The organism is Mycoplasmopsis gallinacea, assembly GCF_012220205.1.
Lineage (GTDB): Bacteria > Bacillota_I > Bacilli_A > Mycoplasmatales > Metamycoplasmataceae > Mycoplasmopsis > Mycoplasmopsis gallinacea_A.
Map to the genome: position 1 here is coordinate 401,762 of NZ_CP047225.1, position 15,909 is coordinate 417,670.

The 15,909-nt window shown below is 29.7% G+C and carries 22 protein-coding genes, 3 tRNA genes and 1 other RNA gene; 20 read left to right on the forward strand and 6 right to left on the reverse strand.

Translation table 4 applies throughout. The features are described 5' to 3' along the window. Positions 1-65: 65 nt before the first annotated feature. From GOQ20_RS01585 to GOQ20_RS01595, 3 genes are all read right to left on the reverse strand, one after another. A tRNA-Gln gene (locus tag GOQ20_RS01585) sits at positions 66-140 on the reverse strand. Positions 141-143: 3 nt separating this feature from the next. After that, positions 144-227, reverse strand: a tRNA-Tyr gene (locus GOQ20_RS01590). Positions 228-835: 608 nt separating this feature from the next. After that, the gene (locus tag GOQ20_RS01595) at positions 836-2,014 is read right to left on the reverse strand and encodes an IS30 family transposase (protein ID WP_167845067.1); all 1,179 of its coding nucleotides are present in this window, start codon (positions 2,012-2,014) and stop codon (positions 836-838) included. Between the two features lie 271 nt (positions 2,015-2,285). Here GOQ20_RS01595 and ffs point away from each other — a divergent pair. The 3 genes from ffs to GOQ20_RS01610 all read left to right on the forward strand — a co-directional run bounded on the left by ffs (position 2,286) and on the right by GOQ20_RS01610 (position 2,876). Continuing rightward, an RNA gene (ffs, locus tag GOQ20_RS01600) (signal recognition particle sRNA small type) lies at positions 2,286-2,382 on the forward strand. 69 nt (positions 2,383-2,451) lie between these two features. Beyond that, a tRNA-Arg gene (locus GOQ20_RS01605) sits at positions 2,452-2,528 on the forward strand. A 42-nt stretch (positions 2,529-2,570) separates the two neighbouring features. After that, positions 2,571-2,876 (forward strand): hypothetical protein, encoded by a 306-nt coding sequence (locus GOQ20_RS01610; RefSeq protein ID WP_167845140.1) that lies wholly within the window; start codon positions 2,571-2,573, stop codon positions 2,874-2,876. Positions 2,877-2,951: 75 nt separating this feature from the next. On the opposite strand, the gene GOQ20_RS01615 is transcribed toward GOQ20_RS01610, so the two are convergent. Both GOQ20_RS01615 and tpiA read right to left on the reverse strand, forming a co-directional pair. Beyond that, complete coding sequence (locus GOQ20_RS01615) at positions 2,952-4,376, reverse strand: hypothetical protein (protein WP_167845141.1); 1,425 nt, start codon at positions 4,374-4,376, stop codon at positions 2,952-2,954. A 53-nt stretch (positions 4,377-4,429) separates the two neighbouring features. Beyond that, positions 4,430-5,164 carry a triose-phosphate isomerase gene (gene tpiA / locus GOQ20_RS01620; protein ID WP_129620408.1) on the reverse strand — a complete coding sequence of 245 codons (735 nt, stop codon included), beginning with the start codon at positions 5,162-5,164 and terminating at the stop codon, positions 4,430-4,432. A 300-nt stretch (positions 5,165-5,464) separates the two neighbouring features. Between tpiA and recU the strand changes: the two genes are divergently transcribed. Continuing rightward, positions 5,465-5,944 (forward strand): Holliday junction resolvase RecU, encoded by a 480-nt coding sequence (recU, locus tag GOQ20_RS01625; RefSeq protein WP_129620409.1) that lies wholly within the window; start codon positions 5,465-5,467, stop codon positions 5,942-5,944. A gap of 61 nt (positions 5,945-6,005) precedes the next feature. Here recU and GOQ20_RS01630 read toward each other — a convergent pair whose 3' ends face one another. Beyond that, positions 6,006-6,290: an HU family DNA-binding protein gene (locus GOQ20_RS01630; protein ID WP_167845142.1), complete on the reverse strand. Its 285-nt coding sequence runs from the start codon at positions 6,288-6,290 to the stop codon at positions 6,006-6,008. Positions 6,291-6,495: 205 nt separating this feature from the next. Between GOQ20_RS01630 and GOQ20_RS01635 the strand changes: the two genes are divergently transcribed. From GOQ20_RS01635 to rplX, 16 genes are all read left to right on the forward strand, one after another. After that, a complete protein-coding gene (locus GOQ20_RS01635; RefSeq protein WP_167845143.1) occupies positions 6,496-8,148 on the forward strand; it encodes a ribonuclease J in 1,653 nt (550 codons plus the stop codon). A gap of 2 nt (positions 8,149-8,150) precedes the next feature. Further along, entirely contained in the window at positions 8,151-9,212 is a 1,062-nt protein-coding gene (locus GOQ20_RS01640; protein ID WP_167845144.1) for a hypothetical protein, read from the forward strand. A gap of 2 nt (positions 9,213-9,214) precedes the next feature. Then, entirely contained in the window at positions 9,215-9,553 is a 339-nt protein-coding gene (locus tag GOQ20_RS01645; protein WP_167845145.1) for a thioredoxin family protein, read from the forward strand. A gap of 198 nt (positions 9,554-9,751) precedes the next feature. Further along, entirely contained in the window at positions 9,752-10,063 is a 312-nt protein-coding gene (gene rpsJ, locus GOQ20_RS01650) for a 30S ribosomal protein S10 (RefSeq protein ID WP_129620414.1), read from the forward strand. A gap of 50 nt (positions 10,064-10,113) precedes the next feature. After that, on the forward strand, positions 10,114-10,908 hold the full coding sequence (rplC, locus tag GOQ20_RS01655) for a 50S ribosomal protein L3 (protein ID WP_167845146.1): 795 nt from the start codon (positions 10,114-10,116) through the stop codon (positions 10,906-10,908). Between the two features lie 2 nt (positions 10,909-10,910). Next, complete coding sequence (rplD, locus tag GOQ20_RS01660) at positions 10,911-11,627, forward strand: 50S ribosomal protein L4 (RefSeq protein WP_167845147.1); 717 nt, start codon at positions 10,911-10,913, stop codon at positions 11,625-11,627. After that, positions 11,627-12,085 carry a 50S ribosomal protein L23 gene (rplW, locus tag GOQ20_RS01665; RefSeq protein ID WP_129620417.1) on the forward strand — a complete coding sequence of 153 codons (459 nt, stop codon included), beginning with the start codon at positions 11,627-11,629 and terminating at the stop codon, positions 12,083-12,085. The genes rplD and rplW overlap by 1 nt, the downstream gene beginning before the upstream one ends. A 107-nt stretch (positions 12,086-12,192) precedes the next feature. Further along, a complete protein-coding gene (rplB, locus tag GOQ20_RS01670; protein WP_129620418.1) occupies positions 12,193-13,038 on the forward strand; it encodes a 50S ribosomal protein L2 in 846 nt (281 codons plus the stop codon). After that, positions 13,038-13,316 carry a 30S ribosomal protein S19 gene (gene rpsS, locus GOQ20_RS01675; RefSeq protein ID WP_167845148.1) on the forward strand — a complete coding sequence of 93 codons (279 nt, stop codon included), beginning with the start codon at positions 13,038-13,040 and terminating at the stop codon, positions 13,314-13,316. Before rplB ends, rpsS begins: the two co-directional genes overlap by 1 nt. After that, positions 13,316-13,657: a 50S ribosomal protein L22 gene (gene rplV / locus GOQ20_RS01680; protein WP_318028587.1), complete on the forward strand. Its 342-nt coding sequence runs from the start codon at positions 13,316-13,318 to the stop codon at positions 13,655-13,657. Before rpsS ends, rplV begins: the two co-directional genes overlap by 1 nt. A 1-nt stretch (position 13,658) precedes the next feature. Continuing rightward, a complete protein-coding gene (gene rpsC / locus GOQ20_RS01685) occupies positions 13,659-14,333 on the forward strand; it encodes a 30S ribosomal protein S3 (protein ID WP_167845149.1) in 675 nt (224 codons plus the stop codon). After that, positions 14,311-14,736, forward strand: a complete 426-nt coding sequence (gene rplP, locus GOQ20_RS01690; RefSeq protein WP_129620422.1) for a 50S ribosomal protein L16 — start codon at positions 14,311-14,313, stop codon at positions 14,734-14,736. The genes rpsC and rplP overlap by 23 nt, the downstream gene beginning before the upstream one ends. Then, positions 14,736-14,927 (forward strand): 50S ribosomal protein L29, encoded by a 192-nt coding sequence (gene rpmC, locus GOQ20_RS01695; protein WP_129620423.1) that lies wholly within the window; start codon positions 14,736-14,738, stop codon positions 14,925-14,927. The genes rplP and rpmC overlap by 1 nt, the downstream gene beginning before the upstream one ends. A 2-nt stretch (positions 14,928-14,929) precedes the next feature. Beyond that, positions 14,930-15,196 (forward strand): 30S ribosomal protein S17, encoded by a 267-nt coding sequence (gene rpsQ, locus GOQ20_RS01700; RefSeq protein ID WP_129620424.1) that lies wholly within the window; start codon positions 14,930-14,932, stop codon positions 15,194-15,196. 2 nt (positions 15,197-15,198) lie between these two features. Then, the gene (rplN, locus tag GOQ20_RS01705; protein ID WP_129620425.1) at positions 15,199-15,564 is read left to right on the forward strand and encodes a 50S ribosomal protein L14; all 366 of its coding nucleotides are present in this window, start codon (positions 15,199-15,201) and stop codon (positions 15,562-15,564) included. Between the two features lie 13 nt (positions 15,565-15,577). Continuing rightward, a complete protein-coding gene (gene rplX, locus GOQ20_RS01710; protein WP_187468897.1) occupies positions 15,578-15,907 on the forward strand; it encodes a 50S ribosomal protein L24 in 330 nt (109 codons plus the stop codon). Positions 15,908-15,909 lie beyond the last annotated feature (2 nt).

Below are 15,909 nucleotides of genomic sequence, written 5' to 3' on the forward strand. Positions count from 1 at the left end.
TTAATTTTAAACAAAAAGTTATTTTTTATTTTAAAAAGGTATAAAAAAATCACCTTCCGGTGATATGGCTGCCCCAGTTAGATTCGAACTAACGCATGGCGGAACCAAAACCCGCTGCCTTACCGCTTGGCTATGGGGCAAAATGGTGGGGGGAGAGGGATTCGAACCCCCGAATCCTAAGAAAGTGGGTTACAGCCACCCGCATTTGGCCGCTTTGCTATCCCCCCATTTTGTTTGGTTGCTAAATTATTATACATAAAAAACAAAAAACAAAAAATATTTTTTATAAAAATTGGAAAAGTGACGCGCAAGTTAAGTGTCAAAAAAATAACAATGCTTTTTTAATGTTTAAATTATAAAAAAATTAGAGCTAAAAATGAATAAATACTGACAAAGGTAAAATCAAAATTGCAAGCCCTTGTGGCTTGTTTTCTTATAAATTTTGAAGTTCTTTTGCTTCTTTTCTCCGAAAGAAAAGAAGGCCTGTGCGGCAGCGCAATCTTTGAATCTGTAACAAAAGATAGACATAGAACAATACAGCGATAAACTGACATTACACATCAAATGGGCTTCAACCACAAAAATCTAGTTTAGCGCTTAAATACCAAGCTTTCTTTTATTGCTATTAATTTGAATTTTGAAGTTCTTTTGCTTCTTTTCTCCGAAAGAAAAGAAGAGAAGGCCGCGTGCCAACGCAATTAATGTATTTGTAACAAAAGACTGTCATTACAAGACTATTCTTATTTAAACTGATATTTACACAAAAAATAGTTTTTCTTCACATAAATTTGGTTTAGGTCATCATTCTTGAACTTAGCATTTATTGATATTAATTTTAATTTTCTATTGCTAATATTCTTTTGTATTCATCGATTTGTTCTTTGATTCAAAACACGTATTCTTGTGTGAGTGAATTGAAACTTTTACCCTTCGGAATAAATCTTCTAATGTATCTATGAGCATTTTCAATTGAACCTTTTTGATACGAAGCATAAGGTTTACATTTAAATAACTTTTTCTTACCTACCACTTTATGAAGAAGTGTGTTTTCACTACCGTTATCTACTGTTAAGGTTTTTATTTCGAGATTGTATTTTCTTATTAACATCCTTAATGCTTTGTTAATTGATTTTGCATCTCTTTTTGTTAAAGCAATGTATAACTCTCTAGTTTTACGATCTAAAAGTGTGAAAAGAACAAACTTATCTTCTCTTTTACCAACTACTGTATCAGCTTCAAAATGACCTTTTTCTAATCTTAAATTTGCTTCTTTAGGTCTATATTTTACGTCTCTAGCGTGTATCAATGACCTTTTACCTTGCTTTAATGTAGTTTTTGTATAACCACCTCTTGATAAATATAAAAGCGGGTCAAAAGAAAGTTTTATTCTTTGTTGCTTTAGAGCTTTGTAAACTGTGCTAAATGTAGGACAAAAAGCATTTTGATTTGTTTGTTTAAACGAGTTAATCATAAACTTAACAGACATTTTACATTTAATGTTTTTAGAGTTTTTGCTTGCTTTTTTTCTTAATTCTTTAGTTACATCGTTTCAATATTTCTTAAAGTGACTTCACTTATTTTTTTGTGATTCTGACACTATCATTAACCTTTTGGTTTTATAACTAAGCAAATGATTTGATAGTTTTCTGAACGAGAGAAATTTAGTTATAAAAATTTTAGATCCGCAAATTTTGCAAATAACTTTATTTTTTAGGCTTTTATGATAGTCATTTTTTTCAATCATTATTTCCATTTTTTGCTTAACCGTTCTAGATTGATAACCAAAATATTTCGCCGCTTTTGATACTGAATTCAACAATAGAACTTTCAAAATAATTTCCCACATTAAGAGTATAGATATTTGTTTATCTCTAAGCAACCTTTTAGACGAAACATTTGAGTGAAGACGTTTTATCTCATCATCAGATTCTTTGATGATGAAGTGACGGAAGTTTTCAGCATTATTTTTTACACAAATAATATTTTGTTTAGATAAATCTATTAATTTTTTCATATAATAAAAATGTGTCCTTTCTATTTAGCATTATTATTTTACACAATGGACACAAAAAAGTCACACGCATTAAATTTGCGTGTGACTTTTCTAATTTATAAAAATATTTTTTATCAATTTTACTATAAAAATCTTTTTGTTTAAGTGTGCAACTAATATAGCAAAACAATTATACAAAATAAACTTAACTAATGTGACATTTCGTTTGCTATTTAATAAAAATATGCGAGTGATTTTTCTAATTTATAAATTTCATTTTTATGTGCTATAATTTTATAGCCATTAGAACAATAACCCACTAACTTGGTCAGGACAGAAATGTAGCAGCCACATGAGGAAGTGTTGTGTCTAGTGGTCTTTTTTATTAGTAAATATCACAATTTTAATTCAATAAAATGTTTTTGATTTTTTGATTTTGTTGTAAAATAATATTACGTGGTCGCGTAGCTCAGCTGGATAGAGCACGAGCCTTCTAAGCTTGTGGTCGGAGGTTCGAATCCTCTCGTGATCGCCATTTTTTTATACCTTTTTTCAAATTTAGTATACTATTAATTCTATGCTTAGATTAAATTTAAAATTTTTTGGAATTCCAACACTTATCTTCGGTTTATTAGAAGTGATTTTTGGAATTATATTCCTTACTCAATTACCTAACCCTAATCCATTATTTTTATTACTTGCAATAATGGTATTCATTTTTAAAATTATCATTTTATTTATTTTAATTTTTACTTTTTATCAACGGAACGTTCAAAACCTTACATTATTTCTTTTATCTTTAATTGTAGTTCCGATCCTTGGAAGTATTTATGGAATGTTTTTTATTCCATATTTACTTTATATTTCAAGAAATGATAAGTAGAGCCTGGCTCTATTTTTTATTACTTTTTTTCTAGATATTCCTAAATTTTAGTGATAAAAAATACTTAAATACCTGTTATTTGATTGAGATATTTAAGTATTTTTTAAATAAATTAAAGACAACTTTTTCTTCTTCTTTATTAAGTAATTCAATTTTTAATTTATTTTCATCACGTGTGTTTTTAGTAAATTCAATGAAATCATTTTTAAGGGAAGCAAAACCATTTTGATAATCATTTTCTTGAATAAATTCAAGGACAGAACCAATTGTAAGCATCATATTTTTTACTTCTAAGACTGTATTTAGCTTGAAGTTGTTTTTTAAGTAGCTTTCAAATTGATTAAAGGCTTTAATTCTTTTGTTTAAAATATCAGTGATTTTGAAAAAGTTTGGATTAGTGTTCTTAATTTCAAGCGCAATCACATTTTTTAGAATCACAACTTCAATTGGCTGAAGTTGTGATTCGGTAATTTGTTCTAAAAGAACATCATCACCAATGTTTTTCACTTTTTCTAAGAAAGTTACAAGACCTTGTGAAATAATTTCAAGATTTGATCCTAAGTAATTTTGTTGGAAGCTTAAGAGAAATTCAGTATTCAATTTAAATGTATCAAAGACGGATTGAATTTTTTTAATTAAATTACTTGAGTCTAAATTTTTAAACTTATCTAAATATGCTTTATGAAACTTTTTAAAGTTTTCAAGACGAAATTGTTTTGCAATATCTAAAATAACTTTGTTAAATTTCTTTCTTTGAAGTTTAATTGGGCCTACAAGCTCATCTTGTTCATCAATTAATTTAGTTAACTTTTGTTTGTTTTGTTCATAAAAATCAAGCTTTAAAACATCATCTAAGTTATATTTAATAAGTTCTTGACGCACTTTTTGGAATTCTAAATTATCCCCAGTTTTTCGAAGTTTCTTAAAAATATATGAAGAGCGAATTGTTGAACCAAGCAAAACTGAGCCTAAAAATGCAGCTATATTACCAGATTTATCGATTTGCAATTTATGAATTCCCATTTGACTTAAAAATGGTTTAGTATATGAAAAATAGTCTGTATTTTGTTTCTTAAGAAATAAATTTTTTGGAATTACTTTATCTAAAGCTATTGGTGTTTTGTGAGTAATAACATTAAAAACTGAATTATCAAATTTACAATATTCAGTAAGAATTTTCTTTTCAAGACCAGGGTTTCAACCAGCAAAATCAATTTGATTTTCTAATTTTTGCGCTGTTCAATTTTCGTGAATTAAAGTATTAATTGAATTAACAATGTGCTCTTTAATGTAGGGTCAGTTAGCTTTATTTTGTTCATTCACTTTTTTAACAAGCTTATCAAACTTAAAAAAAGATGTTTTAGTTATAAACTTATTATTTTTGTTGTAATGCCCGATGGTATACATAAAAGGTAAATCATGAATTTTTTTAATCCCTAAAGGACTGAGGTAATTTTCTGTAATAGCTTCAAAATCAATATAAATTATTTTTTTGTTCATTTGTTATAAAAAAATACCAATTGCTATTAAAAATAATAACAATTCAGTATCTTTTATTTTCCTAATGTTAAAAGTTGAACAAAGCTATCAGCTTCTAATGAAGCTCCACCTACAAGAAAACCATCGATATTTGGCATTGAGTGAAGTTCAGCAACATTTTTAGGTGAAACAGATCCACCATATTGAATAATTGCATGATCAGCTGTAATTGAACGAATGTATTTGCATACATCTTCAGCAACTTCAGGAGTAGCAACTTTACCGGTTCCAATTGCTCAAATTGGTTCGTAAGCAATCACTAATTTAGATAAATCTAAACCTTTTAATGATTTTTCTACTTGTTCCTTAACAACTTCTTTTGTTTTACCTTGTTCATATTGTTCAAGTGTTTCACCAACACAAACAATAGGTGTTAAACCTTTTTCAATAGCTTTAGCAGCTTTTGCATTAACAACTTCATCAGTTTCAAAGTGGTATGCTCTTCTTTCTGAGTGACCTAAAACTACATATTTAACATTTAAATCTAAAAGCATATCTGCAGATGTATCACCTGTGTAAGCGCCTTTGTCAAATTGTGACATATCTTGTGCTGCAAGTTTTAAACCTTCAACTTTTGATTCTTTAAATGCAGCTAAATTTGGGAAAGGTGCTGCAATACCAAAGTCAAGGTTATCAATTATTTTGTTTTTATTTTGTTCAAAAACATTTTCTAATTGCCCTAAAAAAGCTTTAGTATCAGAAAAATTTTTGTTCATTTTTCAGTTACCAACAATAACTGTTTTACGCATTTTGACTCCTTAAAATATTTTCATTTGTTGTTAATTATTATACAAATATAACGAAATTTTTTAAGCAATTTTTATGAAAATAAGGCTTAAAAAATTGATTCATTAACCAAAGAAAATTTAAAAATTTTATTTAACTTGTTTTTTATATTTAAAATTCATATAGCATACGATTTCACACAAGAATTGTTTTTATAATTATCTTCGTGACTTTATTAATTATTTTTTTACGAGCGCACATTTTTTAATTCCAATTTTCCTAAAAAATGTGCGCAAAGATAAAAAAATTATATTAATAATGTTATGAAAAATAAAGGAATGTTACTTGAGAAAATAATCAATAAAACAATTGATTTTTATTGAAAGAATAAAATTGCTTATATTGAGAAAAAACAAATACCTATAAAATTTGTGGATATAACTAAAAACGGAGAAAAGAAAAATGTTTCAAAAGCCTATCTATCAGGAAAAAGCACTGTTGATTATATAGGGTGTTATAAGGGTATTTTTGTGTGTTTTGAAGCAAAAACCTGCAATGAAGATAATTTCTATTTAGCGAACATCCAAAAGCACCAATTAGAATATCTAAGGATTATTAAACAAAGTGGTGGAGAATCTTTTATAGTTTTGTTTTTCTCGCACAATAATACTTTTTGAAAGGTTGGTCTAGAATTTATTGAGAAGGCAATCAAGGAAGGTAAAAAACATATTAGTTATAATGATGTAAAAAGCAATTGTTTATATTTAGAGTTAGAATTTCCAGGTTTATTGTCATTTTTGTAAAAAAAGCAGCAAATTGCCACTTTTATAATTTTTGGAAAAACTAAATTTTTACAAATTAATATTAGTCATTTCTAATATCAACTGTTTCACGTAAATATTTAGAAGGTTTATATTTAATCACACGTTTTTGTGGAACAACTTGTTCTGCACCTGTAAATCTATTTGTAATTGTACGTTCTTGTTTAATTACTGTTGAGAAGATTCCAAGGTGTGATAATTGCACTTTTTCTTCAGCGATTAATTGTTCTTTAAGCACAAAAACCATTGAGTCAAAAACTTTCTCTACTTCTTTTGGTGTGAATTGAGCTCTTTCTGCTACTTGAGCAATAAATTCTTTTTTTGTCATTTTTTTCTCTCCTAAATGAATTTTATTGTACAAATTATACTATATTTTAGGCCTTTAAAGAAAAAAATGAAAATTTTCAAAGAGTAAAAAAGCATTTCTAAAATTTAAAAATTCACATTATTTTTTCATTTGTTATAATTAAATTAATTATTTAATAAATTAAATATTTTTTCAATTCACATAAATAATTTTTTAAAGGAGAAAAATGAATCACGTAAATATTTTTGCCTTAGGAGGGCAAGATGAAAATGGTAAAAATTCATACGTGTTTGAATACAATGATGAAATCTTTGTAATCAATGCGGGTGTGAAAATTCCGATTAATTCTCAAAATGGTGTTGATACCTTAATTCCAGATTTTGGTTATTTAGAATCAAAAAGAAAGAAAATCAAGGGAATTTTTATCTCTGATGTTAAAAATGAAACTTTTAGCGCACTTCCTTGACTTGTGCTGAAAATTCCTAATTTAACGATCTATACATCAGCATTTAATAAATGAATGATTATTGATCGTTTAAATAAATACAAAATCAATCCAAAGGATTATAAAATTGTTATTTTAAATGCTCGAACTAAAATTGGTTCTTTAGAAGTTATGCCGATTCCGCTTACTGGAAGTATGCCAGGAAATAATGCTTTTGATTTCATAACACCAAATGGAGATTACCTTTTTATGTTTAACTATATTGAAGGGAATCTTGGAATTTATGGAAGAACAAGTTTTTCTTTCCTTAAAAAGCTTTTAGATAATCGTAAAATAGTTGCTTTAATTTCTGATGCTGGTAAAAGTAATTTTTCAGGAAAAGCAATCGATAAACTCCGGCTTCCTTCTGAAGTTTTAGACATTTTCGAAAAAACAAATAAAGAAAGCAGAATTATTGTTGGTGCTTATGATGAAGAAATGGTTGTTTTACAGCAAATTTTAGACCTTGCTAAAAAATACAATCGCCCTGTAGCTCCTTATGGGAAGACTTACGGTCAATTGCTTGATTTGCTTAAGAAAGCAAACCCAGAGCTTGAAATGCCTGAATTTATTGATTATAAGAAAGTTTCAAAACACAAAAATGCTGTTATTTTAGTTACTGGTTCAATTGAACGCTTATATTTACGTTTCATGAGAATCACAGATGAAAAAGATGTTTATTTAAAAATCTTACCAACTGATACAGTATTAATGCTTGCTCCACCAGTAAATGGTCTTGAATCAACTGCAGCTGTTGTGCTTGATAATATCGCAAAGAATTTTCCAATTTTATACGATATTCCGGATAATGAATATTACAGAAATAGACCTACAAAGGAAGATATTTCTAACCTAGTTAATATGCTGGAACCCGAACACTTTATTCCAACTCAAGGTCTTTATAGATATTTAGCAGACGCAATAATGTATGTTGAAAATAATCTTAAAAAGAATCAAAAAATTAACTCTATTTCTTTATCAAATGGAAGAATTGCTCACTTTGTAGATGGAAAATTATTTAGTACAAATGGTAAAGTAAAACCAGTTGGAGATTTAATTATTGACGGATTTGGGGTAGGAGATATTTCAAGTGAAGTTATCTCTGAAAGAGAAGCTTTAGGTAGAGAAGGAGTGGTGATTATTAACTCTATTTATTCTCCTAAAACAAAGAAAATAATTAGTAATTTACACATTAATTACATCGGTGTAATTGATGAATCTGATAAAGAAAAAATTGACACTTTAGTTAAAGAAACAATCATTAAAGTATTCCAAGAAAATGACTTCACTTCATTAAAAGAAGTAACTGAAAAACTTAGAAAAAGCATAAGAAAGAGAATTTTTAAATTAACTGATAAAGACCCAATGGTTGCAGTTACATTTACAACTATTTAATTATGAAATTAAAAGATATAAATAAAGAAATTCAAAATCTTAAAATTGAAGATGAACCAAAAGATTATCGAACTTTCGTGGAAAAGAACAAAAGATGAAAAATTGCTCTTATTTTTTCACTTACAACTTTTCTTTTGTTTTTTAACATAACTGCACTTGCTTTAAATGCTTCTTTTGGTGCTTCATATTGATTTGTGAAGTTTTACATTTACACCATTGATTTAATTTTTGGTAACTTAGTTTTACCTTTAATTTTATGTGGCTATGCTACTTGTGGTGTGCTTATTATAAGTAATGCTTATAATGGTAAATGTGTAGGGTGATTTGGAAAATATCGAAAAGTTTCTATTTTCCATGCCCAAAGAGAAATTCTTATTTTCATTTGAAATATCTTTATTTTTTGAAGCTTTTTTGATCATATGATTTTAAATTATGCATACAACAAGGATTTCCAATTTAAAATCATTTTAACCGAGAATATCTTTAAAACGGGATTTTGAGAGCAATATGTAGTTCAAGAAAACTTTTTCTGAAATCATATTGGTTTTCTTTTTGATACTATTTTTAACATTTTATATTACTTACCACTTGCGTTTGTTTTTTCAATTATTCTCTTAATCTTATTTTTAGGTTTTATCATTGTCAAACTTAGATTTATTTTTCCATTTAAAATGTTTAAGCAAAAAATCTACAAGATTACAGCTACTGAATATTATTCAAAACTTAAAAATAGAAAACTTCCTTTTGTGCTAACTGAAAAAACAGTGGAATGATTTGATGTATTTTTTAAAAATGCAAAATATGCAAAGTTACAATATAACTCAATTAGTTTTTTAAAGCTTATTCAAGAGCTTATTAAATTTAATGAAGTAGAACGTAACTTATCAAAAGAAGAAATGAATTCTTTATCTGAAGCAAAAAAAGCAACTACTAGTTATTTAATAACTAATAAAACTGACGAAACTTTAGAGGGAAACTTAGAACAAAAAAATGAAGATAAAAAAGTCCTAAATGTTTTTGAGATATTAGAAAAACATTCACCAATTATTAATAACGAGGAATAATTATGTTTGAAAAAATGTTATGACAAGATGCAGAAAAGTTTCTTGCATCAAATAAAAATAAATTAATCTTTTTAGAATTTACTACAGAATGATGCGGTGATTGTAAAATGATGAAGCCAGTTGTAGATTCAGTTGCAAGCGAATATAAAGATAACAACAACATTTCATTTATTAATGTAGATGCTGAAGAAGCAAAACTTTTTAGAAACCCAGATACTAAATGAAAAGTTTTGAAAGTGCCTACAATTTTATTGATTAAAAACGAAGAAATCTTAGAAAAAGGGTACGAATATATTCCTGCACCTGTGTTAAAAAGTTGAATTGAGAAAAGTTTACATTAATTTTTGCGCTCAATACACCAAGAAGAGTTGTTCAAATAAAAAAAGCGGAATTTTCATTTCCGTTTTTTATTTTTTAACTTATAATTAATTAGCAATATAGCGAGGACCTATAAGGTTGTCAATACACCAAAAAAAGTTGTTGAGGGTTTATTGAGTTTTTATAGTGAGCTATGTTCAAAAAAGAACAAAGGAGACAACATGAATAAATTAAATGTTAAAGTACAAGGTTTCGACCACGCATTAGTGGATGCGGCTGCTAAAAAAATTGTTTTATTAGCAGAAGAAACAAAAGCTAAGGTAAGTGGACCAGTTCCTCTTCCTACAAAAAGAGAAGAAATTACAATCTTAAGATCTGTTCACATTAACAAACCATCTCGTGAACAATTCGAAAGTAGAACACACCAAAGATTAATCGTAATTTCAGAATTTGCAAACGAAAAAGAAACTCTTGCAAAACTTAAAAGAATTGAATTACCAGCTGGTGTTCAAATTCAAGTTAAAGTTAAATAATCACACTTAGTGATTTTAAAATTTATTTATAAAAAAATAAGGAGACTAGAATGAAAGGAATCTTAGGACGTAAAGTTGGGATGACTCAAATTTTCAGTGAAACTGGTTCAAGAATACCAGTTACTGTTATAGAAGTTCAACCAAATGTTGTTACTAAAGTTTTAACTGACGAAGTTAATGGTTACGTTGCAACTCAATTATCAGTTTTTGATAAAAAAGCTTCACGTACAAACAAACCAGATGCTGGTCAGTTTGCTAAAGCGCAAACAACACCTAAGCGCTTCATAAAAGAAGTTCGTAATATGTCTGGATACGAACTCGGTGCTACAGTTACAGCTGATTTATTTGCTGCAGGAGAACTTGTTGATGTAACAGGTATCTCAAAAGGTAAAGGATTTGCTGGAACAATTAAAAGACACAATCAACACATTGGACCTAAATCTCACGGTGGAGGTGGAGGTAGTCAACCAGTTAGACAAACAGGATCACTTGGAGATATTTCAGGTAACCGTGTTTACAAAGGTATGACAATGCCTGGACACCTTGGACATGTTAAAACAACAGTTCAAAACTTAGAGATTGTAAAGGTTGATGTAGAAAACAATTACATTCTTGTTAAAGGATCAATTCCAGGTCCTAAAAAATCATTTGTTATGGTTAAAGAAGCTGTTAAAGGGCTTCCAAACCGTGAAGCAGTTAAACTTGTTGATGTACAAGAAGTTATTTTAATGAACGAACTTGTTGAAAAAGCTAAAAAATACAACATTGAAGTTACAGTTGGAATGCACTCAAGTGAACTTAAACAATTAATCGAAGAAGCAGAAGCAAAAGAAGGGGACAAATAATCATGGCTGAAACTAAAAAAACAACAACAAAAGCTAAACCAGCTGCAAAAGCTAAAAGCGCATCAGCTGCTAAAAAACCTTCAAAACCTGCTGCAGTTAAAGTTCAAAAAACAGCTAAAGTTGCAAAACCATCAGTAGAAGTTCAATTACCAAAAAACCTTTTCAACAGTGAAAAAATTTACGAACAAGCAATTTTTGACACAATTATGTCAGAAAGAGCTAGCGTAAGACAAGGAACACACCAAGTTAAAAACCGTGCTGAAGTTAGCGGTAGTGGTAAAAAACCTTGAAGACAAAAATGAACAGGACGTGCACGTCACAGCTCAATGCGTTCACCTATTTGAGTTGGTGGAGGTAGAGCATTTGGTCCTCAATCAGTTAAAAACTATTCATTAAAAGTTAACAAAAAAGTTAGATACGCTGCATTTGTTTCAGGATTAACACTTCTTGCAAACGATAAAGCTGTTATTGTAAATGACCTTACACTTGAATCAATTTCTACAAAAGCTTTAGTAAAACACCTTGAAGATTTACAAGTAGCAAACTTAAAACACGTTTTAATTGTTACAGAAGATAGAAATGTATTCTACTCATCAAGAAACCTTCAAAATGTTAAAACAACAAAAGCTAACTCAATTAGCGTTGAAGAACTTATTTGAGCAGATGTTATGATCATCTCAAACGAATCATTAAAAATTTTAGAAGGGAAGGCTAAATAATGGAACTTACAAAAGTTATTAGTGCACCTCTTTTAACAGAAAAAACAAACTCACAAATGAGTAATGGTGTTTATACTTTTATTGCTGATTACCATGCAAACAAACACCAAATTAAACAAGCAGTAGAAACAATTTTCCAAGTTAAAGTAGTTAGTGTAAATACAATCAAAGTTGAAAAACAACCAAAAAACATTGGTCGTTTCCATGGATTTACAAACAGATACAAAAAAGCGATCGTTAAAGTAGCTGAAGGACAAGTAATTAACTTATTCCCAGGTGAAGAACAACAAGTAGAAGAAGTTAAAGCAAAAGCTTCATCAAAAGAAACAAAAGCAAAAGTTGCTGAAAAAGAAAGCAAATTAGCTGCTAAATTCAACAAAAAAGCAACAGCAACTAAAACAAACAAAACATCATCAGTTAAAAAATCAACTTCATCAAGAAAAGTTGGTGGAGAATAATAAATAATCTAATTTTAAATCAAGATTTAAAATTGCGATAAATGCGGAATTATGCATGCTTAAAAGAAGATCCGCAACTATTTTTAAGCAAAGGAGAGACAAATAATATGGCTATTAAGCACTATAAACCTACGACAAATGGTCGTAGAAACATGTCTACTCTTGATTTTAAACAGAACTTATCAGGTCACGCTCCTGAAAAATCACTTCTTGTGAATTTAAAAAACAATGCAGGGCGTAACAACCAAGGTAAAATTACTGTAAGACATCATGGAGGACGTGTTAAACGTTTCTACAGACTTGTAGATTTCAAACGTAATAAAGATAACATTCCTGCTACAGTAAAAACAATTGAATATGATCCAAACAGATCAGCAAACATTTGTTTATTAGCTTATGCAGATGGAGAAAAAAGATACATTTTAGCTCCTAAAGGTATCAAATTAGGACAAGTTGTTGTTTCAGGTCCTGAATCAGATATCGTTGTTGGTAACTCATTACCACTTGCAAACATCCCAGAAGGAACATTTGTACACAACATTGAAATGCAACCAGGAGGTGGAGGTATTATTGCACGTAGTGCCGGAACTTCTGCTCAAATTCTTGGTAAAGATGAAGACGGAAAATACGTTGTTTTAAGATTAAAATCAGGTGAAACACGTCGTATTTTAGCTCGTTGCCGTGCAACAATTGGAGTTGTTGGAAACGAAGAACACTTACTTGTAAACGTTGGTAAAGCTGGAATTAACAGACACAAAGGAATCAGACCTACAGTTCGTGGATCAGTTATGAACCCTGTAGACCACCCACATGGAGGGGGAGAAGGAAAACAACCTGTTGGGCGTAAAGCTCCTCTTACACCATGAGGTAAAAAAGCTCTTGGAGTTAAGACAAGAAAAACTAAGAAATCTTCAAACAAATTAATTTTAAGAAGAAGAAAGGATGCTAAATAATGGCACGTAGTCTTAAAAAAGGTCCATTCGCTGATGAGCACTTACTTAAAAAAGTAGATGCTATTGTATCAGGTAAAGCACCTAAAAAACCAATTAAAACATGATCAAGACGTTCAACAATCTTCCCAGATTTCGTTGGACTTACATTTGCAGTGCACAACGGAAAAGTATTTAACGAAGTATACGTAACAGATGATATGGTAGGTCACAAACTTGGTGAATTCTCACCAACAAGAACCTTCTCAGGTCACGGTGCAGATAAAGGTAAGAAAAAATAATGGCACAACAAGCAAAAGCACACGTTAAATTCCAAAGAGTTAGCGTTTCAAAAGCAGCTTTAGTTGCTAACTTATTTAGAGGACTTGATGTTGTTAAAGCATTAGGAATCCTTAAAAATACAAACAAAAAATCTGCTCCAATTTTCGTTAAATTATTAAACTCAGCAATTGCAAATGCTACAAACAATCATGGTATGGATGCTTCAAAATTATTTGTTAAAGAAGTTTATGTTAATGAAGGTCCAACTCTTAAAAGATTCCAACCTAGAAGTCATGGTAGAGCTTACTCAATTTTAAAACGTACATCAAATTTATCAATAACATTAGAGGAGAGAAATTAATATGGGACAAAAGGTTAATCCAAATGGTTTTCGTTACGGAGTAACTAAAGCACATAACTCAACTTGATTTGTTGGTAAAGAGCAATTCGGAAACTACTTAGTTGAAGATGCTAAAATTTATAAATTCTTTGATAAATTAGTACGTCAATACCAAATCGGAAAAGTACAAGTAAAAAGAACACAAGATAACAAAGTAACAGTGTATATTCACACAGTTAAACCTGCTGCCGTTTTAGGTCAAGAAGGTAAAAACGTTCAAGAATTAACTTTAAAATTAAAGAAATTCTTAAAAAACAGAAACTTAAATGTTAATTTACAAGTTGTAGAACTTGCAAACCCAGATCTTAATGCAAAATTACTTGCAGAAATGATTGCAACTAAATTAGAAAACCGTGAAAGCTTCCGTTCAGCTCAAAAAATCGCTATTCGTAGCGCACTTAGAGCTGGAGCAAAAGGAATCAAAACAGCCGTTAGTGGTCGTTTAAATGGTGTTGATATGGCTCGTACAGAAGGATATTCTGAAGGAGAAATGAAACTTCACACACTTAGACAAAATGTTGACTATGCAACAGCAACAGCTAGAACAACATATGGTGCAATCGGAATTAAAGTTTGAGTATCATTAGGAGAAATTTTGGAAGGAGAAAGAAAACATGCTTCAACCAAAAAGAACTAAATATCGTAAACCATTTTTAGTAAACCCAAACAAACGTAAAGCTCACAAAGGAAACACAGTATCATACGGTGAATTTGGACTTCAAGCCGCAACACCTTCACTTATTACATCAAGACAAATTGAATCAGCTCGTATTGCTGCTACACGTAGTCTTGGACGTGAAGGACAAGTTATTATCCGTATCTTCCCACACTTTGCTAAAACATCAAAACCTATTGGTGTTCGTATGGGATCAGGTAAAGGTGCTCCAGAATTATGATATGCATCTGTAAAAGAAAATACAGTTATGTTTGAAATTGGTGGTGTTTCAGAAGAAAGAGCTAGAGAAGCTCTTAGACTTGCAGGTCACAAACTTCCAGTTAAATGAAAAATTATTACAAAGAATCAAGAAGGAGATAAATAATGTTATACAAAGACATTAAAGCTAAATCAAGAGAAGAGTTATTAAAACTTGTTAATGATTTAAAAGCAGAACTTTGAACTTTAAGATTCAAAAACTCAACAGGTAGTTTAGACCAAACACACAAAATTTCAAGTATCAGAAAAGACATAGCAAAAGTTCTTACAGCATTAAATGAAAAAGGAGCTAAATAATTATGGAAAGAAATACAAGAAAAACCTTAGTTGGTACAGTTGTTTCAGCAAACAAAACACCTAAAACAATTATTGTTGCAGTAGATACATACAAAAAACACCCACTTTACTCAAAACGTTATAAATCAACAAAACGTTTCGCGGTTCACGATGAAAACCATGTAGCAAAATTAAATGATATTGTTGTTATTATGGAAACAAGACCTTTATCAAGAACAAAACGTTTTAGATTAGTAGAAGTAAAACAATCAGCACAAGGAGATAATTAATAATGTTATTAGAATTATCAAAAGCAAACGTTGCAGATAACTCAGGTGCTAAAGAAATTGGTGTTATTCGTATCTTAGGTGGATCAAAGAAAAAAGTTGCAAAAATTGGTGATGTTGTTGTTTGTTCAGTTAAAAAAGCTATTCCTAATGGGAACGTTAAGCAAGGTCAAGTTGTAAAAGCTGTTGTGGTTCGTTCAAAATACGGTATTGCTCGTGAAAACGGGTCATACATTCGTTTCGATGAAAATGCTGTTGTATTACTTAAAGAAGATGGAACACCACGTGGAACACGTGTGTTTGGACCTGTAGCACGTGAAATTCGTGAAAAATACCCTAAAATCGTTTCATTAGCACCAGAAGTGCTTTAATTAAGGAGTTATGATGAAAGTTAAATTTAAGAAAAATGACGAAGTTATCGTAATTGCTGGAAAAGAAAAAGGGAAAACAGGAAGAATTGAAAAAGTATTACACAAAGCAAACAAAGTTATTATTAAAAACTTAAACATCGTTACAAAACACAACAAACCTTCACAACAAAACCAAGATGGTTCAATCTCAAACATCGAAGCTCCAATTCACGCATCAAATGTTGCTATTTTAGTTAAAAAAGCTAGCAAAGATAAACCTGCTCAATATTCAAAAATTGGTTACTCATTAAACAAAGATGGCAAAAAAGTTAGAATTGCTAAAAAAACTAAGAAGGAAATTTAATT